This is a genomic window from Planococcus massiliensis, from assembly GCF_000821325.1.
Lineage (GTDB): Bacteria > Bacillota > Bacilli > Bacillales_A > Planococcaceae > Planococcus > Planococcus ruber.
Genome location: NZ_CCXS01000001.1, coordinates 2,183,015 through 2,206,461, shown reverse-complemented (window position 1 = coordinate 2,206,461; position 23,447 = coordinate 2,183,015). Strand labels below are relative to the sequence as shown.

Annotated in this window: 23 protein-coding genes; 20 read left to right on the top strand and 3 right to left on the bottom strand. The window is 46.4% G+C overall.

The annotated features are described in order from the left end of the window. Positions 1-3 precede the first annotated feature (3 nt). Positions 4-2,421 carry a leucine--tRNA ligase gene (leuS, locus tag BN1080_RS10890; RefSeq protein ID WP_052652084.1) on the top strand — a complete coding sequence of 806 codons (2,418 nt, stop codon included), beginning with the start codon at positions 4-6 and terminating at the stop codon, positions 2,419-2,421. Positions 2,422-2,635: 214 nt separating this feature from the next. On the opposite strand, the gene BN1080_RS10885 is transcribed toward leuS, so the two are convergent. After that, complete coding sequence (locus tag BN1080_RS10885) at positions 2,636-3,913, bottom strand: BaiN/RdsA family NAD(P)/FAD-dependent oxidoreductase (protein WP_052652083.1); 1,278 nt, start codon at positions 3,911-3,913, stop codon at positions 2,636-2,638. A 314-nt stretch (positions 3,914-4,227) separates the two neighbouring features. Here BN1080_RS10885 and BN1080_RS10880 point away from each other — a divergent pair, with 314 nt between their 5' ends. Continuing rightward, positions 4,228-5,835: a putative polysaccharide biosynthesis protein gene (locus tag BN1080_RS10880; RefSeq protein ID WP_052652082.1), complete on the top strand. Its 1,608-nt coding sequence runs from the start codon at positions 4,228-4,230 to the stop codon at positions 5,833-5,835. Positions 5,836-5,844: 9 nt separating this feature from the next. Continuing rightward, positions 5,845-6,558: a pseudouridine synthase gene (locus tag BN1080_RS10875; protein ID WP_052652081.1), complete on the top strand. Its 714-nt coding sequence runs from the start codon at positions 5,845-5,847 to the stop codon at positions 6,556-6,558. Positions 6,559-6,756: 198 nt separating this feature from the next. On the opposite strand, the gene BN1080_RS10870 is transcribed toward BN1080_RS10875, so the two are convergent. Next, positions 6,757-6,978 (bottom strand): DeoR family transcriptional regulator, encoded by a 222-nt coding sequence (locus BN1080_RS10870; RefSeq protein ID WP_052652080.1) that lies wholly within the window; start codon positions 6,976-6,978, stop codon positions 6,757-6,759. Between the two features lie 300 nt (positions 6,979-7,278). Here BN1080_RS10870 and pepV point away from each other — a divergent pair, with 300 nt between their 5' ends. From pepV to BN1080_RS10840, 6 genes are all read left to right on the top strand, one after another. Continuing rightward, positions 7,279-8,652 carry a dipeptidase PepV gene (gene pepV / locus BN1080_RS10865; RefSeq protein WP_052652079.1) on the top strand — a complete coding sequence of 458 codons (1,374 nt, stop codon included), beginning with the start codon at positions 7,279-7,281 and terminating at the stop codon, positions 8,650-8,652. A gap of 30 nt (positions 8,653-8,682) precedes the next feature. Next, the gene (gene dat / locus BN1080_RS10860; protein ID WP_052652078.1) at positions 8,683-9,531 is read left to right on the top strand and encodes a D-amino-acid transaminase; all 849 of its coding nucleotides are present in this window, start codon (positions 8,683-8,685) and stop codon (positions 9,529-9,531) included. A 74-nt stretch (positions 9,532-9,605) separates the two neighbouring features. Continuing rightward, complete coding sequence (thpR, locus tag BN1080_RS10855; protein WP_052652077.1) at positions 9,606-10,145, top strand: RNA 2',3'-cyclic phosphodiesterase; 540 nt, start codon at positions 9,606-9,608, stop codon at positions 10,143-10,145. Between the two features lie 19 nt (positions 10,146-10,164). Next, a complete protein-coding gene (locus BN1080_RS10850; RefSeq protein WP_052652076.1) occupies positions 10,165-11,079 on the top strand; it encodes a diacylglycerol/lipid kinase family protein in 915 nt (304 codons plus the stop codon). A gap of 55 nt (positions 11,080-11,134) precedes the next feature. Then, entirely contained in the window at positions 11,135-11,785 is a 651-nt protein-coding gene (gene trmB / locus BN1080_RS10845; RefSeq protein WP_052652075.1) for a tRNA (guanosine(46)-N7)-methyltransferase TrmB, read from the top strand. Positions 11,786-11,804: 19 nt separating this feature from the next. Further along, the gene (locus tag BN1080_RS10840; protein WP_052652074.1) at positions 11,805-12,656 is read left to right on the top strand and encodes a YtnP family quorum-quenching lactonase; all 852 of its coding nucleotides are present in this window, start codon (positions 11,805-11,807) and stop codon (positions 12,654-12,656) included. Positions 12,657-12,709: 53 nt separating this feature from the next. On the opposite strand, the gene BN1080_RS10835 is transcribed toward BN1080_RS10840, so the two are convergent. Further along, complete coding sequence (locus tag BN1080_RS10835) at positions 12,710-13,024, bottom strand: PepSY domain-containing protein (RefSeq protein ID WP_052652073.1); 315 nt, start codon at positions 13,022-13,024, stop codon at positions 12,710-12,712. Positions 13,025-13,194: 170 nt separating this feature from the next. Between BN1080_RS10835 and BN1080_RS10830 the strand changes: the two genes are divergently transcribed. The 11 genes from BN1080_RS10830 (at position 13,195) to ytxJ (ending at position 23,366) form a co-directional block, all read left to right on the top strand. Beyond that, positions 13,195-14,268: a M42 family metallopeptidase gene (locus BN1080_RS10830; RefSeq protein ID WP_052652072.1), complete on the top strand. Its 1,074-nt coding sequence runs from the start codon at positions 13,195-13,197 to the stop codon at positions 14,266-14,268. Between the two features lie 58 nt (positions 14,269-14,326). Beyond that, a complete protein-coding gene (locus tag BN1080_RS10825) occupies positions 14,327-14,848 on the top strand; it encodes a DUF84 family protein (protein WP_052652071.1) in 522 nt (173 codons plus the stop codon). A 63-nt stretch (positions 14,849-14,911) separates the two neighbouring features. After that, complete coding sequence (locus BN1080_RS10820) at positions 14,912-15,427, top strand: hypothetical protein (protein WP_052652070.1); 516 nt, start codon at positions 14,912-14,914, stop codon at positions 15,425-15,427. A gap of 11 nt (positions 15,428-15,438) precedes the next feature. After that, positions 15,439-15,756: a thioredoxin family protein gene (locus BN1080_RS10815; RefSeq protein WP_052652069.1), complete on the top strand. Its 318-nt coding sequence runs from the start codon at positions 15,439-15,441 to the stop codon at positions 15,754-15,756. Between the two features lie 98 nt (positions 15,757-15,854). Then, complete coding sequence (locus BN1080_RS10810; RefSeq protein WP_052652068.1) at positions 15,855-16,670, top strand: DUF1444 domain-containing protein; 816 nt, start codon at positions 15,855-15,857, stop codon at positions 16,668-16,670. Beyond that, on the top strand, positions 16,667-17,275 hold the full coding sequence (gene ytpR / locus BN1080_RS10805; protein WP_052652067.1) for a YtpR family tRNA-binding protein: 609 nt from the start codon (positions 16,667-16,669) through the stop codon (positions 17,273-17,275). Before BN1080_RS10810 ends, ytpR begins: the two co-directional genes overlap by 4 nt. A 6-nt stretch (positions 17,276-17,281) precedes the next feature. Next, positions 17,282-20,044 carry a DNA translocase FtsK gene (locus BN1080_RS10800; RefSeq protein ID WP_110925626.1) on the top strand — a complete coding sequence of 921 codons (2,763 nt, stop codon included), beginning with the start codon at positions 17,282-17,284 and terminating at the stop codon, positions 20,042-20,044. 162 nt (positions 20,045-20,206) lie between these two features. Then, positions 20,207-21,520 carry a UDP-N-acetylmuramate--L-alanine ligase gene (murC, locus tag BN1080_RS10795; RefSeq protein ID WP_052652065.1) on the top strand — a complete coding sequence of 438 codons (1,314 nt, stop codon included), beginning with the start codon at positions 20,207-20,209 and terminating at the stop codon, positions 21,518-21,520. A gap of 281 nt (positions 21,521-21,801) precedes the next feature. Next, positions 21,802-22,293, top strand: a complete 492-nt coding sequence (locus BN1080_RS10790) for a DUF948 domain-containing protein (protein WP_052652064.1) — start codon at positions 21,802-21,804, stop codon at positions 22,291-22,293. Positions 22,294-22,318: 25 nt separating this feature from the next. Continuing rightward, on the top strand, positions 22,319-23,020 hold the full coding sequence (locus BN1080_RS10785; RefSeq protein ID WP_052652063.1) for a YtxH domain-containing protein: 702 nt from the start codon (positions 22,319-22,321) through the stop codon (positions 23,018-23,020). A gap of 16 nt (positions 23,021-23,036) precedes the next feature. Continuing rightward, the gene (gene ytxJ / locus BN1080_RS10780) at positions 23,037-23,366 is read left to right on the top strand and encodes a bacillithiol system redox-active protein YtxJ (RefSeq protein WP_052652062.1); all 330 of its coding nucleotides are present in this window, start codon (positions 23,037-23,039) and stop codon (positions 23,364-23,366) included. The last annotated feature ends 81 nt before the right edge of the window (positions 23,367-23,447 follow it).

Sequence of the window (23,447 nt, the reverse complement as noted above, 5' to 3'; positions counted from 1 at the left end):
GAGATGACATTCAAGCACAAGACAGTCGAGAAGAAATGGCAGAAGTTCTGGGAACAGAACAAAACGTTCAAAATGGAAACCGATTTTGATAAACCGAAATTCTACGCATTGGACATGTTCCCGTATCCATCTGGAGCTGGACTCCATGTGGGCCATCCGGAAGGCTACACGGCAACGGATATTTTGAGCCGCGTGAAACGCATGCAGGGCTATAACGTTCTTCATCCGATGGGCTGGGATGCATTCGGCCTTCCGGCAGAACAATACGCACTCGACACAGGGAACGATCCGGCGGAATTTACGGCGAAGAATATTGAAACGTTCAAACGCCAAATTCAGGAACTTGGATTTTCGTATGACTGGGACCGCGAAGTCAACACGACCGATCCGTCTTACTATAAATGGACGCAATGGATTTTTATCCAGCTTTACAATAAAGGCTTGGCGTATGTAGATGAAGTGGCCGTGAACTGGTGTCCGGCGCTTGGCACTGTTCTGGCCAACGAAGAAGTGGTCGACGGCGTTTCTGAACGCGGAGGGCATCCGGTTGAACGCCGCCCAATGCGCCAATGGGTGCTGCGCATCACGGAATATGCGGACCGTTTGCTGGAAGATTTGGAAGAGCTGGACTGGCCGGACAGCTTGAAAGATATGCAGCGCAACTGGATCGGGAAATCTGAAGGAGCGGAATTGGAGTTTAAGGTAGAAGGTACGGAGCACTCATTCCGCGCATTTACCACACGTCCGGATACGATTTTCGGTGCCACTTATGCGGTTCTTGCACCGGAGCATAAATTGGTCGCTTCCATCACGACAGCAGACCAAAAAGCGGCAGTTGAAAAATACATCGATGATGTGAAAACGAAGAGCGATTTGGAACGCACCGATTTGGCGAAATCGAAATCCGGTGTGTTCACAGGATCTTACGCAATCAACCCGGTCAGCGGCGAAAAAATGCCAATCTGGATTGCGGACTACGTGCTTGCGACTTACGGAACAGGTGCCATCATGGCGGTACCTGCGCATGACGAACGCGACTATGAATTTGCGAAGCAATTCGACTTGCCGATCGTCGAAGTGGTATCCGGCGGAAACGTCGAAGAAGAAGCCTATGCAGGCGACGGCGAATTGATCAATTCGGACTTCTTGAACGGCTTGAACAAAAAAGAAGCCATCGCCAAAGCCATTTCTTGGCTTGAAGAACACGGCGTCGGCGAGAAGAAAATTACGTATCGCCTTCGTGACTGGCTGTTCAGCCGCCAGCGCTATTGGGGTGAGCCGATTCCAATCATTCACTGGGAAGATGGCACCATGACGCCGGTCGATGAAAAAGACTTGCCACTGATGCTGCCGGTAACGACGGATATCAAACCGAGCGGAACAGGCGAATCGCCGCTTGCGAATATTTCGGAATGGGTCAATGTTGTCCATCCGGAAACCGGCATGAAGGGCCGCCGCGAAACAAACACAATGCCGCAATGGGCAGGAAGCTGCTGGTATTACTTGCGCTATATCGATCCGACAAACGACGAAATGCTAGCTGATCCGGAATTGTTGAAACACTGGCTTCCGGTTGATGTTTACATCGGCGGAGCGGAACATGCCGTCCTTCATTTATTGTATGCGCGCTTCTGGCATAAAGTGCTTTACGATCTTGGCGTCGTTCCGACGAAAGAGCCGTTCCAGAAACTGTTCAACCAAGGAATGATCCTGGGAGAAGGCAATGAAAAAATGTCGAAATCCAAAGGCAATGTGGTCAACCCGGACCAGATCATCGAAAGCCACGGAGCAGATACGCTTCGCCTTTACGAAATGTTCATGGGGCCGCTGGAAGCTTCGATTGCTTGGTCAACAAACGGACTTGACGGTGCACGCCGCTTCCTGGACCGTGTATGGCGTTTGTTCATCGATGAAGAAAGAGATGCATTGAGCGCGAAAATCGTGGATGCAAACGACGGCAAACTGGAAAAAGTCTATCACCAAACCGTGAAGAAAGTAACGGAAGACTTTGAAGGGCTTCGTTTCAATACCGGGATTTCGCAAATGATGGTCTTCATCAACGAAGGCTATAAGGCTGACGCGATTCCAAAAGAATACGTTGAAGGCTTTGTGAAATTGTTGTCGCCAGTCGCTCCGCACGTAGCAGAAGAGCTATGGGAGAAATTGGGCCATACCGAAACGGTGACGTATGAAGCGTGGCCGACGTTCGACGAATCGAAAATGGTCGATGATGAAATCGAAGTGGTCGTGCAAGTGAACGGCAAATTGAAAACGAAACTCGTGATTTCTAAAGACAGCACGAAAGAACAGCTGGAAGCGGCAGCACTTGCGGATGAGCATGTCCAAAAAGCTGCAGAAGGCAAACAAGTCCGTAAAGTGATCGCGATTCCAGGAAAACTGGTCAACGTGGTCGTCGGATAAAACAGCAAAACCTGCCGGGAATTTCCCGGCAGGTTTTTTCTTTGTGCAAATAAACTCCTGGATACCGCAAGCAATATAAGCGATTGCGCAAGCAAATCATGAGATTCCGCAAATAAAACAGGAAATTCCGCAAACAACCACAAGGATTCCGCAAGCAACCCCGAAAACGCCTAAAATAAAAACCCATTTGCTCGGAAGCAAACAGGTTTTGTCATCAATTAGTCACTTTCAATTCTTCTGCAAAAGCTGCGGCACTGCGCCCGGCAACGTTTCCGGTCACGAGCGCGGACGTAATATTGTATCCGCCGGTATAGCCGTGGATATCCAAAATCTCGCCGCAGAAATATAGGCCGGGCTTTTTCTTCGAAGCCATCGTTTTTGGCTCGATTTCTTTGATTGAGACGCCGCCGCCGGTGACGAACGCTTTTTCGATCGGCTGCGTGCCGGTCACGTTCATCGAAAACGCCGTCAATTGCTGGGCGAAAGCCCGCACTTTGTCGCTGGCAAGCTCTGCACCGACCGCTTGCGGGTCGATGCCTGCACGCGCCATTAAGAACAGCAGCCAGCGCTCTTGCGTAATGCTTTTCCAGACATTTTTCACCGCTTTTTTCGGTTCGTCTTTCATCATTTTATGAAGCAGCTGGAACGCGGATTCGGCATTTTCCTCCGTTAAGGTATTGATGCGCATCTCCACCGGCTCGCCGCCATTTTTCTTCATTTCCTTGACGACATACTGGCTGCAGCGAAGCACCGCCGGCCCGCTAAGCCCGAAGTGGGTGAAGAGCATATCCATTTGGTGGGTCACCAAGTTTTTCCCTTTTTTATTCAATACGGACACTGCGGCATCGCGAAGTGCGAGCCCTTGAAGTTCGCGGCTGACGATAAACGGCTCTTTTGATAATAAAGGCACTTCGGTCGGGTACAAGTCGGTAACGGTGTGGCCCGCTTTTTCAGCCCACGGGTAGCCGTCGCCCGTTGAGCCGGTTTGCGGAACAGCTTTTCCGCCGACTGCGACCACAATGGCTTTGGCTGTAAATTCTTCACCGGAATGCAGGCGGACGCCGGTCACTTTTTCATCGGTCATCAACAATTTCTTGACCGGCGAATCCAGCATGACTTTCACGTTCAGCCGGTCCATTTCGCGGAACATCGCATCGGCTACATCTTGCGCCCGATTTGACACAGGGAACATGCGCCCGTGGTCTTCTTCTTTTAAAGCAACGCCTAAGCCTTCAAAAAAGGAAATGATGTCTTCGTTATTGAAGACGGAAAATGGGCTGTGCAGGAATCGGCCGTTGCCCGGGATATTTTTCACAATTTCGTCAAGCGGCAGCCGGTTGGTCACGTTGCAGCGCCCGCCGCCGGAAATGACCAGTTTTTTTCCGAGCTTTTTGCCTTTTTCGATCAGTAAAACCTGCTGCCCTGATGAGGCAGCGGCGATGGAAGCCATCAATCCTGAGGGACCCCCGCCGATAATGATAACGTCATACATAATATAAGAACTCGCTTTCGTTTTAATTTTAGAAAATAAAGGAAGTGGTTTTAATGTTTAGGGTTCAGCGGCAAAAAGCGCCGCTTATAGGGCATCCTTGTTAAATCCCTATTGCTCCTGCAGCACTTCGTGCTTCGTCGCAAAGAGATGAGCCAAACTTCTTTTGACTCATCTCTTGCCTGCCAGAGCTGAACAGGCATCTCCGCTTTTCTTACAGTATACACGATGCGTCGAAACTCGTTGAGTAATTTCTTCTATAGGTGTAAACTATCGTGTAGATTGCTTTTAACAATGAACAAGTCAGGAAGTGCAAAATGTCATCACTCATTAAAGGAACCGCCATTTTAACCTTAGGTTTATTTCTGTCAAAAATCCTCGGAGTCCTATATGTTATTCCATTTTACGGCATGGTCGGAGAAGAAAATATCGGCCTGTACCAATATGCGTACATACCTTATAACTTGATGCTGTCGCTGGCCATATCGGGAGCGCCGATTGCGTTTTCGAAATTTGTCGCTAAATACAATTCGCTTGGTGATTACGAAACCGGAAGAAGGCTGTTGAAATCGGGGTTGACCACAATGATGGTCACCGGCTTTGCTGCATTCGTCTTCCTGTATTTATTTGCCGGCCCGCTGGCGGAAATCACCATCGATTCAAATGATAAAGTCCACACAGTCGCAGACGTGAAAGAAGTGATCCAATGGGTCAGCTTTGCGCTGCTGGTTGTGCCATTCATGAGCTTGTTCCGCGGATTCTTCCAAGGCTATAATTTCATGATGCCGACCGCTGTCTCGCAATTGATCGAGCAGATTGTGCGCATTGTGTTCTTGCTTGCAGGCGCTTATCTTGTCTTGAACGTTTTTGGCGGAACGCCGGAAACTGCGGTCCAGATTGCAGTGCTTTCCGCTTTTGTCGGCGCGCTCGGCGGGGTCCTTGTCCTATTTTATTATTGGAAAAAGAAAAAACCGGAATACAATCAGCTGCGTGCGAACTCGGTTGAATCGTATGATGTCAGTCTGCGCGATATGTATAAGGAAATCGCGATCTACGCGGTTCCGGTCGTGTTTTTGGGCATCGCCAATCCGTTATTCCAATTTGTCGACATGCTGACATTCAATAACGCGATGGCTGTTACGGAAGGAGCGGCAAACTCAAGCATCTATTTGAGTATGCTGAACTTCCAGACGCATAAACTGGTCATGATCCCGGTTATGCTTGCGACTGGATTTTCCATGGCGCTCATTCCGTTGATCACGAAATATTTTACAATCAATGACCATAAAGCGGTAAACCGGACACTTGATCAGACATTCCAGATTCTCTTGTTCTTGACGCTTCCGGCAGTTGTCGGAATGACGCTCTTGTCCGATGAGCTTTACCATATCTTCTACGAAATCAGCGATATGGGTTCTGAAGTGCTGTCGCATTACTTGCCGGTAGCGATTCTTTTCGCTTTGTTCCCGGTTACCGCATCTATTTTGCAGGGGATCAACCAGCAAAAATGGATTATCCTGAATTTATTGGTCGGCTTGTTATTGAAATTGGCGTTGAATATTCCATTGATCGAACGCTTTGAAACAGACGGGGCGATCGCTGCCACCATTATCGGCTATGTCGTCGCAATCGGCATGAATTTAGCGGTCATCAAAGTGACCATGAATTACCGTTCGAATATGGTGCTGCGCCGGCTATTCCTGATCGTTTTGATGAACATCGTCATGGCGATTGCGGTTTTTGCAGCTTTAGCCGGAGTCGATGTATTCATTGATATGGATACAAAACTCCATTCGATTTTCCGTATCCTGATTGTCGGAGCAATTGGCGGGGCGGTTTACGGCTATCTTGGATTGAAAACAGGAATTGCCCAAAAACTATTGGGTGAGCGTTTAACAAAATACACGAGAAAATTCGGATTCTAGGAGGAAGACATGCGCATCGATAAGTTCTTGTCGAATATGGGGTATGGCTCCAGAAAAGAAGTGAAAATTTTACTGAAATCAAAAGCGGTCGAAGTGAACGGGAAAGAAATCCGCGACCCGAAAGTCCATATCAACGAACTTTCGGATGAAGTGACGGTCGGCGGCGAACGCGTAGAATATGCAGAATTCATCTATTTGCTGATGAACAAACCGCAAGGCGTGATTTCGGCGACGGAAGATAAATACGACCGAACGGTCATCGATCTGCTTGAGGAAGAAGAACAGAACTTTGAGCCGTTTCCGGTCGGGCGCCTGGATAAAGATACCGAAGGATTTCTTTTGCTGACGAATGACGGAAAACTTGCCCATGAACTCCTGTCACCGAAGAAACATGTAGACAAAAGGTATTTTGCTATCATAGACGGAGAAGTTACGGAAGAAGACGGTGCGGCTTTTGAGAACGGCGTCGTCCTCGATGATGGCTATAAAACCAAACCGGCTGTGCTGAAAATCCTGAAAAGCGGAGCAGTCTCCGAAATTGAATTGACGATTACGGAAGGCAAATTCCATCAAGTGAAGCGGATGTTCCAAAGCGTGGGGAAGGAAGTCACGTATTTAAAGCGTCTATCGATGGGGCCGCTGGAATTGGATCCGGCGCTTGCACTCGGCGAATACCGCCATTTGGCAGAAGAAGAAATAGAGCGCTTAAAACAAAGAAAATGACCGCAGCCTTTGCGGTCATTTTCTTTGTTTAAGAAGGTTTCTTGAGCTGTCTGTACGATTTTCCTGCGCTTTGCATGTCCAGTCGCAAGCACCCAGCCTCTCGAGTCGCTTCAGTCTTATCTATAATGGCAAAAACCGCCATTTCCGATAAGCCTTCCAGCGCTTTTCAAGGATTAGCGGGTGCTTGCGCTTTTTCTGTCAGGAAGTCATCTTCACCTTTTTATGCGTCGTTGTCCATTTGCCGCGAGTTGGACTCGTCACCAAATCGTTGAAGGCTAACACATTCAAATCTCTTTGAATGGTGCGAGGAGTGATGCCGAATTCATCGACAAGATCTTGCGTAGTTACAGTTCCGTTGTCACGGATGTACTTATACATATCTTTAATTCGAATGAGCATACGATCAGTTGTAGGTTTCATGTAAGAGAACCACTCCTTCATCTTTTTTCCCATAGGCAAAGACTAGCGGACGAATTGTTGAGGTATACTCAACGGTTTTGAAATAAATGCCAAAGACAGCCCCTTTTCTTAATAAATATGCCAAATCTATTATCTGACAATTTGATTATATCGAAAAAGTAATAGAATATCCATAATTATTACCGATTTCACACAATCTTAATAGATGAAATCAGGATTTTTCAGGAGATTTTCAGGATCTTCCTTCAAAAAAATCTAAAAAGGTGTACAATAGCTTTAATCAAAAAAGGGGAGTGAATTATGGACTGGCTACAAGAAGCGGAAAAACGAAGAGAAAGCATAATTACCGAATTGCGGCAATTGCTCGCGATTCCGAGTGTGCTGAGTGAAGAGACAGCACCAGATGCCCCTTTTGGCAAGGAAGTTAAACGAGCGCTCGACTGGTTTTTAGCGAAAGGCGAGGAAAAGGGCTTTGAAGCGAAAAATGTGGCGGACGTTGCCGGACACCTGGAAATCGGCACGGGCGAAGAACTGCTTGGGATTTTAGGGCATGTCGATGTGGTTCCTGTTGGCGATGGCTGGACAAAAGAGCCTTTTGGCGGCGAAATTGAAAATGGCAAATTATATGGCAGAGGCGCCATCGATGATAAAGGTCCGACAATTGCTGCTTGGGCCGCTTTAAATATCGTCAAAGAAGCCGGCTTTGAATTTTCAAAGCGGGTTCGCTTAATTATCGGAACAGATGAAGAAAGCGGCTTCCGCTGCGTCGACCGCTATTTTGAAACTGAAGAAATGCCGACGATTGCGTTTGCACCTGATGCAGATTTTCCGATCATCAATGCCGAAAAAGGAATTGCCGGCCTTCGTCTTTCCAAAAACATTTGGGAGATGCCGGATGAATTGATTTCTTTCGTTTCAGGCAAACGCACGAACATGGTGCCGGACTTGGCTGAAGCGGTTGTCGAAGGCGGCCTTTCCGATTGGCAGCAGGCCTTTGAAACGTTCTGCACTAAACACTCCGTTTCAGGGTCGGCTGAAAAACAAGGTGAAGGCGTCAAATTGCTCCTCTCTGGAAAGTCAGCCCATGCGATGGAGCCGGACCACGGAATAAATGCTGGAATTCTCCTGGCACTGTTTTTAAAAGATCATTTAACTGGAGACGGCCAGGAATTCACCGAATTCATCTCTGCTAATTTTTATCAGGACTCTCGCGGTCGTAATTTAGGTCTGGCATTCCGTGATGACATTTCTGGAGACACGACGTTCAACGCCGGAATTTTCCGTTTTGAACGAAATGAAACAGCGACTGTAGAAATCAGCATGCGCTATTCGATCACTTACCCGTTCGAAGAGCAAGTGAAGAAAGTGGGGCTGCTCGGATACGAATTGACGGTTGAATCCAATTCCCCTCCACATCATGTTGATGAAAATGATCCGTTCATCAAGACGCTGCAGAAAGCCTATGAACGGCAAACCGGCGAAAAAGCTGATCTTTTAGCGATCGGCGGCGGCACTTATGCGCGCGTTCTCGATAAAGGCGTAGCTTTTGGGATGCTGTTCCCGGGTGAAAAAGATGTTGCCCATCAAGCGGATGAATTTGTCGATATCGACAATTTGATTAAAGCGACTGCGATTTACGCAGAAGCCATCTATGAATTAGCTTGCAAAAAATAAGAAATGAAATTGAGAAAAGAGGGACTGCTGATGGATTGGATATTGCATAATGATGAATTTATTCGTGAAGAGGAATTGAACATTTCAAAAGAAGACCGGGGTTATCAATTCGGCGACGGGATCTACGAAGTGATCCGTGTGTATGAAGGCAATCTATTTACGGCGGAAGAGCATATCGACCGCTTCTATGAAAGTGCGGAAAAGATCAAGGTCATCATTCCTTACACAAAAGACGTCTTCCATAAATTGATGTACGATTTGGTGGAAATGAATGAAATCGAAAATGGGCAAGTGTATGTGCAGCTTACACGCGGAGCATATACGCGCCAGCACCAATTCCCATCCGATACGGCACCGGTGCTCATTGCCTATCCGAAAAAGCTAGAGCGTCCGCTTGAATTGATGGAAACGGGTGTCCATGCGAAATTTATCGAAGATATCCGCTGGCTGCGCTGCGATATCAAGAGCCTGAACTTGCTTGGAAATATCCTGGCGAAACAAGAAGCGTACGAAGCAGGTTGTTTTGAAGCCATTCTTCACCGCGGCGAAGTAGTCACAGAAGGGTCTTCTTCCAATATGTACGGTTTGAAAAACGGAGTGCTGTATACGCATCCGGCATCGAACTTAATTTTAAACGGCATCACCCGCCGCGTAATTTTAAACTTATGTGCAGATCTTGGCATCGAAGTCCAAGAGCTTGCCTTCACGAAAACGCAAGCGCTTGAAATGGATGAGTTCTTCATGTCTTCAACGACGACTGAGGTTATGCCGATTGTCCAGATCGATGGGCAGCAAATCGGAGAGGGCGTTCCTGGAGAACTTACCCGCAAATTGCAGGAAGCTTTTGAAGCAAACCTTAAATTGACCGTAAAATCTTAATAAAGTGGCCGGCAAAAGCCGGCCGCTATTTTTTTGTTCTGCTGCAAATGGTAGACTGAAGAGAGGTGAAGCTGATGGAAGCCCATTATTTTATTGGAATCAAAATTCCTGCTTTTGCTGCAGCTGCTTTGGAGCAGGCCAGAAGTTCCTGGGGGATGGATCGCCACAAACGCTACACGGCACCGGAAGATATGCATTTGACTCTCTTGTTTATCGGCAACGATCCACACGAAGAAATCGCACAAGCAGCGGAGGCTTTAAAAGAAATCGATGCTGCTGCTTTTGAGTTGACGATTAATGGCATCGGCGTTTTCGGGAACCCGGCAACGCCGCGCATCGTTTATGCAGCCACGGGGGAAAGCGAAGCGCTCCGAAAACTGCAGGCGAACGTAAAAGAAAAAATCTTGAAATTTCAGATGAATCCGGATTTAAAGCCGTTCGTGCCCCATATTACGCTAGCGGCGAAATGGAAAGGCGGTCCGCCTATCGAACCGGATTGGCAGCTTGAACCGCTCACTTTTCCAGTAGACAGCTTTGCGATTTTCCGCATCGCTCCCGGGCACAAACCGAAATATATTGAGAAGTATACCTATCATTTGAAAGAAGGCGTGTAAGGCGCCGGGATGAGGCCATATGAAAACATTATTTATCATCAATCCAGCAGCCGGAAACGGCAATGCCATGAAAAAGTGGAGAACGTTTAATAAAACACTGGATTTTCCTTTTGAAGCGAAAATCACGGAGTACGCGGGCCATGCCATTCGAATCGTGAAGTCATTGCAGCAATCGGAAGATTCCTATCTGGTGATTGGTTTTGGCGGAGACGGCACGCAGCGGGAAATCACCATCGGTGCAGCAGGAGCAAAAAATCTTGTGGTGGGCTCAGTAGCGGCAGGGTCTGGCAATGATTTCGGGAGAGGGTTCCAATCATTTAAAGACGGTCCAGCCATTTCAGATTTTTTAAAGTCGCCGAAAAGCTCTATTGAAGATCTGGGCGAATTCAGCAATGGGGAAATGCATCAATTCGTCAGCAGCAGCGGCATTGGGTTTGATGCGGAAATCTGTGAAGTCGTCAACCGCTCCCGGTTGAAAAAGTATTTAAACCGGATCGGTGCCGGCAAACTCGTTTATTTGATGTATGTTGTGCTAACGTTGATCCGTTTTCAGAAATTCGATTTAACGCTCCACCTTGATGGAGAGGAAAAAGAATTCAGGGACGTTTGGTTTGCAACCATCCATAATCAGCCGTATTTTGGCGGCGGCATGAAAATTTCTCCCCATTCAAAAACAGATGACGGCTTGCTTGAATTAACAGTGGTCCATGGAATTTCGCGCTTGAAACTGCTGCTGGTCTTTGGTACGGTTTTTAGCGGAGCCCATACACGATTTAAGGAAGTGGCCCAGTTCAGCGCTAAAGAAATTTTGGCTGCGACGCCGCATCATTCGGTCCACCGGCATGTCGATGGAGACGCGATTGCCAAGACCGATTTGGCGGAAACAGTGACGTATGCTGTGAGCGCTTCAAAATGGCAGGTTATCCAGCAATAAGGAGAACGAAGGCAATTTGCCTGTTTATCATTATAAGAAAGAAAGAGGATGTAAAATGAGAGCACGCTATAAACCGTGGGCAGCGGATTTAATCGAATCGCACCCGGAAATCGTTATTCCTGATCCAACTTTATTAAAAGGAAAATGGCAGCAAGAATTTGGCAACGACCAGCCGCTTCATATTGAAGCCGGCACCGGAAAAGGGCGCTTCATCGTCGGAATGGCAAAAGCGAACCCGGAAATCAATTACATCGGGATCGAATTGTTCGACAGTGTCATTGTTACGGCGCTTGAGTCCGTATTGGAAAGTCCGGAAGGCGTACCGAATCTTCGGCTGCTGCGCGTCGATGCAAAAAATCTGGCAGATTACTTCGAAAAAGCGGAAGTGGATCGCCTGTATCTGAACTTTTCCGATCCTTGGCCAAAAACGCGCCATGCAAAACGCCGATTGACGCATGAATCTTTTTTGAAGATTTATCAATCAATTTTGCCGGCTGATGGCGAAATCCATTTTAAAACAGACAACCGCGGCCTGTTCGAGTATTCATTGGTAAGCATTTCAGAATACGGGATGCTGTTGAAAGACGTTTCCCTTGATCTTCATGCTAACGAGCCGGAATGGAACATCATGACGGAATACGAAGAGAAGTTCTCTAAAAAAGGCCAGCCGATTTACCGGATGGAAGCGCAGTTTCAAGAAAATTAATTCACAAGGGGGATTTACAGTGGAGAAATTTCAATTTCACGATATGGCATTAACATGGTTGGACGGGGGCACTACTTGGCTGGACGGGGGCACAATGTTTGGGGTGGTGCCGAAAGTGGTCTGGTCAAAACGCTACCCGGTCAATGAAGGCAATCAAATTGAATTGCCGACCCATCCGATTCTAGTTCAATACAAAGGGCACAATGTCCTCATTGACAGCGGACTCGGTTCTGGAAAATTGACCGATCGCCAAAAACGCAATTTAGGGGTTTCTTCAGAGTCTCAGATCGAAGAAAACTTGAAAGAAATCGGTTTAACTTTAGAAGACATCGATACGGTCATCATGACGCATTTGCACGGCGACCATGCTGCCGGGCTTACGAAATTGCAGGGGGATCAGTACGTACCGGTTTTCCCGAATGCGACTATCCATGTTTCTGCAGTCGAATGGGAAGAAATGCAGCATCCGAATATCCGTTCCAAAAATACATATTGGAAAGAGAATTGGGAGCCGATCGTCCGCCAAGTGGAAACATTTGAAGGGGAAAAGACCTTGTTCGATGCCTTTACGATGATCCATACCGGGGGCCATTCTAACGGCCACAGCGTTGTGAAAATGGAAAGCGGCGGGGAAACGATTTTGCATATGGGAGATATTATGCCAACGCATGCCCATCAGAATCCGCTATGGGTCCTCGCTTATGACGACTACCCGATGGATTCGATTTTTGCGAAAGAAAAGCTGATGAAAGAAGCGTTGGAAAAAGGCTATTATTTCTCCTTCTACCACGACGCCTATTTCCGCATTTTAAAATGGAGCAGCGACGGCAAAGAAATCGTCGAATCTGTTGCCTATAAACAGAAGCCATAAAAAGAGGAGTTGTCCCAAAAGCAATTTGGGACAACTCCTTTACTCATTTATATTTAAACTTTTGTAACTTCAAGAACTGCGCCTGTGTACGCATCTGCAAGGAATTCGAATTGCTCAAGTTCATCCTGGCTGTGGCGCGTAATGCCGCCTTTATAAACGTCTGTCGTAATCGCATGCTGTTTGTATGGCTCGGTTTTCATGAAAATCCACGAGCCGTCAATCGGACCTTCTTCTTTAAATGCTGCTTTCACACTGCTTAATACATCGTCTGCAGGATAGAGCTTTTCTTTGCGGTCATACACTTCTTTGATGATGAAAGTGGCTGCTACACCTGTAACAAAGCCGATCAATAAATCACGATTCTTCACTGAAATCCCTCCTATACGTACTGTTTAAATTGTACCATAGAAGTTTTCGATGCGAAATTAAAAGGGAATGCGGAGAAGAATTCTTTCGGAAAACGAAATGCAAGGCTGGAAATAAACTGATAAAAGAACTAAACTAGATAAAGGCAAGTTATTTAGGAGGAATTAAACGCATGAATACTGAGACAAAAGAATTATTTAAAACCTTAACAGAACTTCCGGGAGCGCCTGGAAACGAGCATGCGGTCAGAAAATTCATGAGGCAGGAACTTGGAAAGTATTCTGATGAATTGATTCAGGACAACCTTGGAAGTGTTTTTGGCGTTAAGCAGGGCAACGAAGATTCGCCAAGAATTATGGTGGCAGGCCATATGGATGAAGTTGGGTTCATGGTCACGCAAATTACCGACAACGGCATGATCCGCTTTCAGCCTTTAGGCGGCTGGTGGAATCAAGTGATGCTTGCGACACGTGTAGAAATTATTGCAGGCGATCGGATCATTCCTGGTGTCATCGGGTCGATTCCGCCGCATCTACTCAGCGATGAATTGCGCAGCAAACCGATGGAAATCAAGAATATGCTGATTGATATAGGAGCTGACGATCGGGAAGATGCGTTGTCGTTCGGCATTCGCCCTGGACAGCAAATCGTTCCTTACAGCCCATTCACGCCGATGGCCAATGACAAGAAAATCATGGCCAAAGCGTGGGATAACCGCTATGGCTGCGGACTCGCCATCGAACTGTTGAAAGAATTGAAAGATGAAAAGCTGCCGAACCAATTATTTTCTGGCGCTACTGTAATGGAGGAAGTCGGCCTTCGCGGTGCTCAAACGGCTGCGACGATGCTCAAACCGGATCTTTTCTTTGCACTGGATGCTAGCCCGGCAAACGATGCCAACGGCAACAAAAACGAATTTGGCCAGCTCGGTAAAGGCACGCTCCTGCGCATCACAGATAAGAGCATGGTCACGCATCGCGGCATGCGGGAATTTATCCTGGATATGGCAGAGACCCATAACATTCCTTATCAATACTTTGTCTCTCAAGGCGGTACCGATGCCGGAAGAGTCCATTTAACAAACGAAGGGGTGCCGAGCTCGGTCATCGGCATTTGCTCGCGATACATCCACACATCGGCTTCGATCATCCATACAGACGATTATGCAGCAGCAAAAGAGCTGTTGGTGAAACTTGTAAAGGCAGCCGATCAGACGACGGTGGATACCATCAAACAAAACGCTTAAAAAGTGCCTTCGGGCGCTTTTTTTTGAATTGATCTCAAAATAGAAAGGGAGAAGCAGGATGAAAACGTTAACTGTGTCAGTCGCTTCGAAAAATCCGGCAAAGATCGATGCAGTCTCGGCTGTTTTGGAAAAGTTGCAACTAGGAGCCGAAATTGTGCCGGTGGATGCTGGATCCGGCGTCTCCGCCCAGCCCTTTTCATTGGAAGAAACACGCCAAGGAGCTGTAAATCGGGCCCAGGCAGCCCTCCTCGGAAAATATGATCTGGCATTCGGGCTTGAAGGCGGCGTATATGTATTAGAAGAGTCGCTTTACTTGTGCAATTGGGGAGCCCTGGCAACAAAAGAAGGGCGCATCTATACTGCTGCGGGAGCACAGCTGCCGTTGCCGGAGCGGATTTCTGAACAGCTGCGCGCCGGACGGGAACTGGGTCCGGTGATGGATGAATATGCCGGAGAAATCGGCATCCGCCATCATAAAGGGGCGATCGGCATTTTAACGTCAGGGCTCGTTAAACGGAATGAAATGTTTGAGCACATTGTCGAACTGCTGGCTGGCCAATTCCTGAAAGACAGCGATTAAGTTGCATGTCCCTTAAAACACCTTTAAAATAAGGGTTAGTTACGAAGTTAGGGAGGAATTTGTGTGCCTCGTAGGAAATTGGGATTGGCAGTGATAGCCGCTGCATTTTTACTTGCCGGATGCGTTGCGACGCCGGAAGAACGAGTGGCGAATGGAATGGAATCAGTTGAATCGGCATTTGAACAACAGCCGGAAAATACGAACGAACAGACAGACCATGTGGAGTTCTATCTGCCGGGAGGCTACACAGTCGAAGAACCTTCTGATGAAAACAATATTATTATCACAAAGGGCAGCGATTCCTTTGTGTTGTTCGTCAATCCGAATGAATCAGCAGACAGCCGGTTGTTCTACGACCTTCAAAAAGCTAATCCGGAGCAGGAGTGGATAGCGGATGAAACTTTCGAGGAAAATGGGCGTTTTGGATTTGCAACCGTTCGGAATATTGCAGAAGACCTCTATGAATTGGTGGTCAGTGCCGGAGGCGTCAAAATGACGACCATTTCCAAAGAAAGCAAAATTGACGGTAATCTGGAATGGATGATGAAGACGGTCCGTTCAATCGACAGCGAAGAATAGGAGTTTAAATGATGAGAAAATTAGCGAACGTTGAAGAATTCAATACACTGGCAGCTACAGAATCTGTTGTATTCATGTTCACTGCCGGATGGTGTCCGGACTGCCGCTTCATCGATCCGATTATGCCGGATGTGGAAGCGAAATTTAGCGGCTATACCTTTGTATCAGTAGACCGCGATGAGTTCATCGACTTGTGCATCGAAAAGGATATTTACGGCATTCCAAGTTTCCTCGCTTATAAAGACGGGTCAGAAGCTGGCCGGTTTGTCAGCAAAGACCGCAAAACGCAAGACGAAATCGAATCATTTATCACGAATTTATCTGCTTAAAGCATTGGTTTCATTAAAGCAGAGGCGGCGGGATAAAAAAATGACGGTTCGCCATTTATGGCAGAACCGTTTATTTATGAAAGAAGGGACGCAAACCGATGAAATCATTTGAACTTGTCAATATTCTAAGAGAGCGGATGCCGAATCCGCAATTGAATTGGCGTTTCGACCGGGAAAAGAACATGCTCCACATCAATCATGAAACATTGAAAAAAGGCACAAGCATTTCACTTCCACAAGTGATCAACCGGTACGAAGCAAAAGGGGAACCGGCGATTGAAGAAATCGTCTACATCATCACGGAAACATTTGAAGCAATGGAAAAAGAGCTGAAAGGTGAATTGAAATCGACGGAACATATTTTTCCGGTCATCCGCTCGACTTCGTTTCCGAAAGAGTCGAAAGAAGGAAATAAGTTCGTAACGAGCGAACATACGGCAGAAACAAGGATCTATTATGCTTTGGATGCCGGGACTACCTATCGCTTAATTGACGAAAATATGTTAAATTCATTAAGTCTGACAGTCGAGCAGCTCAAAGAAATTGCCAAATTCCAGGTGAAGAAGCTGAAAACTGCAGTGAAAGAAGATCAAGTGGCGGGCAACGTGTTTTATTTTCTAAATGAAAATGACGGCTATGATGCTTCCCGAATTTTAAATGACAGTTTCCTAAAAGAGATGAAAACAAAAATAACCGGTGATATGACCGTTTCTGTGCCTCACCAAGATGTGCTGATCATTGGAGATATCCGGAACGAAACAGGCTATGATGTGCTGGCTCAAATGGCAATGCACTTTTTCACGAACGGCAAAGTGCCGATCACGTCACTTTCGTTCATTTATGAAAATGGCGAGCTGGAACCGATTTTCATTATGGCGAAGAATCGAAAAGAAGAGGAGAACGATAAGAAATGAATGCTTTTTACAACAAACAAGGAATTGGCGATGTGCTTTTAGTCCAATTGCAGACAGAAACACCAGAAAAAATTCACCCGGAACAAACAGGGGATATTACTTTGATTAAAGACGCTTCGGGCGCGATTGCCGGATTCAATTTGTTTAATGCGAGTGAATACATGGAGCTGGAAAGTGCAGCTTCTGTTGAAGTGACGGAAGGACTGGTGACGGTTCTTCAAAATGCCTTGGAGAAAAATGGCGTTGACTATATTTTAGAAGTCGATTTATCGCCTAAATTCGTGGTCGGATATGTGGAATCGAAAGAAAAACACCCGAATGCCGATAAATTGAACATTTGCCAAGTAGCGGTCGGATCTGAACAATTGCAGATCGTCTGCGGCGCGCCGAACGTGGAGGCAGGCCAAAAAGTGGTTGTTGCCAAAGTGGGAGCTGTGATGCCATCTGGAATGATTATTAAAGATGCAGAGCTTCGCGGAGTGGCTTCAAGCGGGATGATTTGTTCTGCAAAAGAATTGGCGTTGCCGAATGCGCCCCAAGAAAAAGGGATACTCGTTTTACCAGAAGATGCAGAAACGGGATCACCATTTGAAGTAAAGGCGTGACGCAAAATGAGTTGGGTTAAAAACTTATGGAGCCGTATGTTCCCCGAAGACACGGAAGAAGATTATGAGGAAATTGAAAAAGAATCCGAGCCGGTTTCTTCTGCTCGCCCTAAAAGAGCACCTTTTCGATTCCCTGTCATAACGGACGAAGAAAAAGGATCTTTCATCAAACAAAATCCTAGAAACGGTAAGCTTGACGACAGTTTCAGAAGAGGCGATGAGCAGCCGGTTGCACCGAGAAGACGGCCGGTGAATCCGGCTATCCAGCGCGCGTTAAACTACGATGCGAAATCTTTGCAGGAAGACCAGCTGGAAACGGTGAAAGAACACACGCCGGTGAGGAATCGTGAGCCGAGTCAACATGTTGAACCTACCCGGACTTACGAACCGCGCCGAAGACGCGAGCTGCGCAGCTATGAAGCACCGAAGCCAATCGTTCAATCCTATGAACCGCCTGCGCCGCCGAAAAGCCGCAAATACGAAGCGCCGAAAAGCGTTAAAAAAACCCGGCGCTTTGAACCAACTCGCGTACCTTCACCGATTTACGGCTACAATGACACGCCGGAAATCCGCAGCAACAATCCGATTGTGAAAAAGGCTACAACTTTTGAGCAATTGAAAAACGACGAGAAGGAAGTTTCAGCGATTCTTGCAGCAACAAAGGCTCCGGCTTTGAATTTTGCGCCGGATCCAGTTGAACAACCAAAAGAGGCGGCGCCTCAGCCGATTGACAACGATTCGCCTGATCCAACATTTGAGCTTTTGACAGCGAAAAAAGAAGCAACACCGATGGAATTGGATTCTAGCCCTAAAATCCTTGATAAAACGCCAGCGCCGAATGGGGATTCAGGGGATGAAGTTGAAGCCGCAATTGAAGCGGCACCGGAAATGACAGTGGAAGCTCCGAGCGAATCCGAATCAGATACGGTGGAAGCGCCTGCTGTAGGTCTATCAGTTGATCCGGCTCCAGAAGCGCGTAAAGAAGAAGTAGATGAAATCAAAAATGAAAATCCCGTACATACTGAACGTGAAGCTGCTGCAGTGCTGCCGGCTGAAACGGCGAAACCAGCTGAGAAACGGGAAAAGACAGTGCCGTTCAATGTATTGATGTTAAAGTCGGATAAAGAACGGATCAAAAAGCCGTCCATTCCTGCAGTCCCTCGGCCTGAAAAAAATACCCCCGATGTTCCAGCTGTGGAAGCTGAATCATCGGACCAAATGCAAGCATCGACGGATGAAAAGAAATTGGAAGTCAAACGGCAAATGATGTCGGAAGTGTTGTCTGCTGAAAAAGCGCCTGAAATGGAGTCGCCAGAAGCGGTTGAAGCAGAAACAGTGGATTCCAGTAAAGAAGCTAAGGCCTACGAGCGTCCGGGAACCGATTATCTCCGGCCGCCCGAAAACGATTTAGTGGACGAAGTCTGGATGGAGGAACAAGGAGAGCGGCTCATTGAAGCGTTATCCCATTTCCAGATCCAGGCGTCCATATTAAGCATTGTCCAAGGGCCTGCTGTTACGCAATTTGAAGTGACAGTCGCACAAGGCGTAAAAGTCAGCAAAATCCGGAACTTGGCGGATGACCTGAAATTGGCATTAGCTGCCAAAGATATTCGGATTCAAGCCCCGATTCCTGGGAAAAGCTCAATCGGCATTGAGATTCCAAACCGCAAATCCCGGCCTGTCCGCATTTCGGAAGTTATTGAAAGCCGCGTGTTCCTGGAATCTGAATCACCGATGGAAGCGGCTCTTGGACTTGACCTGACCGGAAAGCCGGTGACGCTGGATCTTCGGAAAATGCCTCATGGTTTGATAGCAGGAGCTACAGGATCCGGGAAAAGTGTATGCATCAATTCCTTGTTGGTGAGCTTATTGTATAAATCCTCTCCAAGAGATTTAAAGCTTTTGCTGATCGATCCAAAAATGGTGGAGTTGGCCCCGTATAACCATATTCCGCATCTGGTCAGCCCGGTCATTACGGATGTGAAAGCGGCTACTGCTTCTTTGAAATGGGCAGTCGAAGAAATGGAACGGCGCTATCAATTATTTGCCCATGCTGGGGTCCGTGATTTAAACCGCTACAATAAGATGGTGGAAGAAAAAGGCGATTATGCCCAACATCTGCCTTATATTCTGATCGTCATTGATGAATTGGCCGATTTGATGATGATGTCGCCTTCAGACGTTGAAGATGCGATTTGCCGGATTGCCCAGAAAGCGAGAGCGTGCGGAATCCATCTGGTAATTGCGACGCAGCGGCCATCGGTAGACGTAATTACAGGATTGATCAAATCCAATATTCCGACACGCATCGCGTTCTCGGTTTCTTCCCAGGTCGATAGCCGGACGATTCTGGACACGCAAGGAGCGGAACGCTTGCTCGGCAGGGGAGATATGCTTTATTTAGGAAATGGCATGTCTGCGCCTGTCCGCATCCAGGGCACGTTTGTGACAGATGAAGAAATTGAAGATGTTATCGCCCACGTAAGAGCTCAAGGCGAACCGGAATATTTCTTCAAAGAAGAAGAATTGATCAAGCGGGCGAGCGGAGCCGATTTTCAAGATGATTTGTTTGAAGAAGCATGCCGTTTTATTATGTCTCAAGGAAGCGCGTCGACGTCCCTCCTTCAACGCAAATTCCATATCGGCTACAACCGGGCGGCGCGATTAATGGACTTGCTTGAAGAGCACGGCTTTATTTCGGAACAGAACGGAAGCAAAGCGAGAGCGGTTCTTATGACAGAAGAAGACATTACTGAAGTATTTCAGTAAGAATTTCAAAATACTTGAAAATTAAAAGGATATATCGGGTATATTGCTCTTTCATAAAAAATGGTATAATCGAGTGATTATGTTTTAACATAAGCAAGCAGCTATTCAGTCCGTCAGACGAATTGATTAGACTAATTTTCAACTCCCACAGGAGGTTCATTTATGACAGTACTACATTTTACCGGCATTAAAGGTTCCGGTATGAGCCCACTTGCGCAAATTATGCACGATATGGGGGAACAGGTCCAAGGCTCGGATATCGAACAGCACTTTTTCACAGAAGACCGTTTGCGTGAAAGAGGCATCACAATTTTGCCTTTCGACGAAAATAATATTCAAGAAAACATGACAATAATTGCAGGGAATGCTTTTAATGACAATCACCCTGAACTTGTAAAAGCGAGAGAGCTTGGCGCAACCATCATCCGTTACCATGAGTTTCTTGGGGACTTGATGAATCAATATGTATCGGTGGCAATCACAGGAGCGCACGGCAAAACGTCGACTACCGGATTGATGGCGCATGTACTTGATGGCTATAAACCCGTTTCATACTTGATCGGGGACGGGACCGGATTCGGCAAAGAAGATTCGCATTTCTTTGTAGCAGAGGCGTGCGAATATCGCCGCCATTTCTTGGCTTATCATCCGGATTATGCAATCATGACAAATATCGATTTTGACCATCCCGATTATTTTGCAGGAATCGATGATGTGTTCAATGCCTTTGAAGAAATGGCAAAGCAAGTGAAAAAATGCATCATTGCTTGCGGAGACGATGAATACCTTCAACGGATCCAAGCGCCGATTCCGGTCGTCTATTATGGATTTGGAGCGGAAAATGATTTTCAGGCGAGAAATGTCGTCAAGTCGACAGAAGGCACGACATTTGATGTGGTAATCCGCAATGAATTCTACCATACCTTCACGATTCCGATGTTTGGCGACCATGCGATATTAAATGCATTGGCAGTCATTTCCCTCTGCCATTATGAAAATATTCCAGCAGAAATTGTCCAGCAGCAATTAGCGGATTTTGAAGGAGTAAAGCGTCGGTTCACCCAAACTGAAATCGACGGGCATATTCTGATCGATGATTATGCGCACCATCCGACTGAAATCAGTGCGACTTTGCAATCTGCACGCCAAAAATTTCCGGATCGGGAACTTGTGGCCATCTTCCAGCCGCATACTTTTACACGGACGCAAACATTCCTTCAGGAGTTTGCCGACAGCTTGAGCGAAGCTGACCATATTTATCTATGCGATATTTTCGGTTCTGCCCGGGAAGAAGCGGGCGTTTTGACGATTAAAGACCTTGAAGAGAAAATTGAAGGCAGTTATATTCTCCAGGCAGATGACGTTAAGCCGCTGCTCGCACATGGACAAGCCGTATTTTTGTTTATGGGTGCCGGAGATGTGACGAAATTCCAAGAAGCATTCGAGAAATTATTGAAGACTGAGGAAACAGTTTAACTTTTAAGTTAAGCTGTTTTTTTATGCAGAAATTCTACGAGAATGGGATGTAGGGATTACAGAGGAATTGAATAAAGCCCGATTTCTGCAAAGCAGAAAAAGGCGGGTGAGGGAGATGGGAAGAGAAGTTAGCGGGAGTTTCTAGTTTTCTGAGCCAAATCGTCTTTTCTATAGGAGGATTTCCTTAAGTTTTGTTGAATTAAGTTAAAGTACCGGTGTTTAGGTGTATAAGCAGCAGGGTACAAAAGAGATATAACAGTTTCGCAAAAGGAGGAAAAAGCATGGATTGGCAAATACTGCTTTACATAGCAGCTATCGTAGCAGCTATCGGATTTTTAATTCTATGCGTAGCATTGGCGATGACATTGAATTCGCTGAAGAACACATTGAAAGAGGTAACTGGAACAGTAGCAGGCCTTGAAAATCAATTGCAGGGGGTCACGTTGGAGACAACGAACTTGCTGCACAAAACCAATGAATTAGCTGAAGACATTCAAGTTAAATCTGAAAAACTGAACACAGTGGTAGATGCAGTGAAAGGCGTAGGAAATTCGGTAACGGATTTGAATTCGTCTATCCGCCGCGTCACTTCTGAAGTATCCACTCAAGTTGAATTGAACCAAGACAAGATTGCGCAAGTTGTTCAATGGAGCAACGTTGTCATGGGAATCCGAGACAAGTGGAAAGAGCGCAAAATCTATGAATCCCGTGCTGCATCATCTTATGCACCTGTTCCAGGGCAGAAGCAGTTGCCGCACAATGATCAATACTAAACTACTTTAATGGAGGAATGTTCAAATGACTCATAACAACGACAACAACCAACGCCCAACTTATAATGAACCGCAATACAATCGCGACTATTATTCTCAAAACGGCCAGAACTATCAGCAAAATGATTATGTGCCGCAATCTTACGGCATGACAAACCGCTATGATGACCTTTACGATTATGAGGATGAGTCAAGCTCAAAAGACTTTATCATCGGCGCTTTAGTCGGCGGAATTATCGGTGCTGCTACAGCATTGTTCTTAGCGCCTAAATCAGGCAAAGAATTGCGTTCGGATTTAAATACGCATGCCACTACTTTAAAAGAAAAAACAGCAACTTATACAGATACTGCCAAAGGAAAATCTGGCGGGTTAACACAGCAAGTTAAAGACCAGTCTTCTAAAGTTGTGGATAAAGTGAAAAATCTGAAAGGCGGCCAGTCTCCGATGGATGACGGTACGGCTTCATCAGAAGGCGAAGAATCGATTGAAATGTTGGATACGGTGCAAAATTCAGTGGATAAAGCAGAATCATCAGGCAAAGAAGCCTTTACGTCAACTGCAAATGCTTTGCGCGAAGCAGTAGAAGAAGTGAAAGAAGAAAAGAAATCCGAATCAAGCAACAGCAACTCCAGCAGCAATAAACCAAACAACAACTCAACCAACAAAAATAATAATTCAAACAGCAATAACTCAAGCAACAAAAACAACAACAAATCATCAAACTGATTTAGGAGCGGGTTAAATGGAAAATCTAGTGCGTGTACAGGATCTGGACAGTTTGAAGCAGCATGCAGGGAAAGCCCAGCATTATTGGCTATTTAAACACAGCAGTACATGCCCGGTTTCAGCCGCCGCATGGAATGAATTCAACGAATACTGTTCATTGCATCCAAATCAACTGTTTTTATTTTTAGTGGTTCAGGAAGACCGGGAATTGTCACAAAATATTGCGCAAATCACCGGAATCAAACATGAATCGCCTCAATTGTTCCATTTTTCAAGCGAAAAAGTGGATTGGCATGCCTCTCACGGGGATATAACCAGCAAATCCATGACTGAATTTATCGCTTAAAAGTAAGCTGAAGCCTTGTGCTTCAGCTTTTTTCATTCCAAAACACTTTAGCGCGTTGAATCGCTAAAATAAATTTCGTGA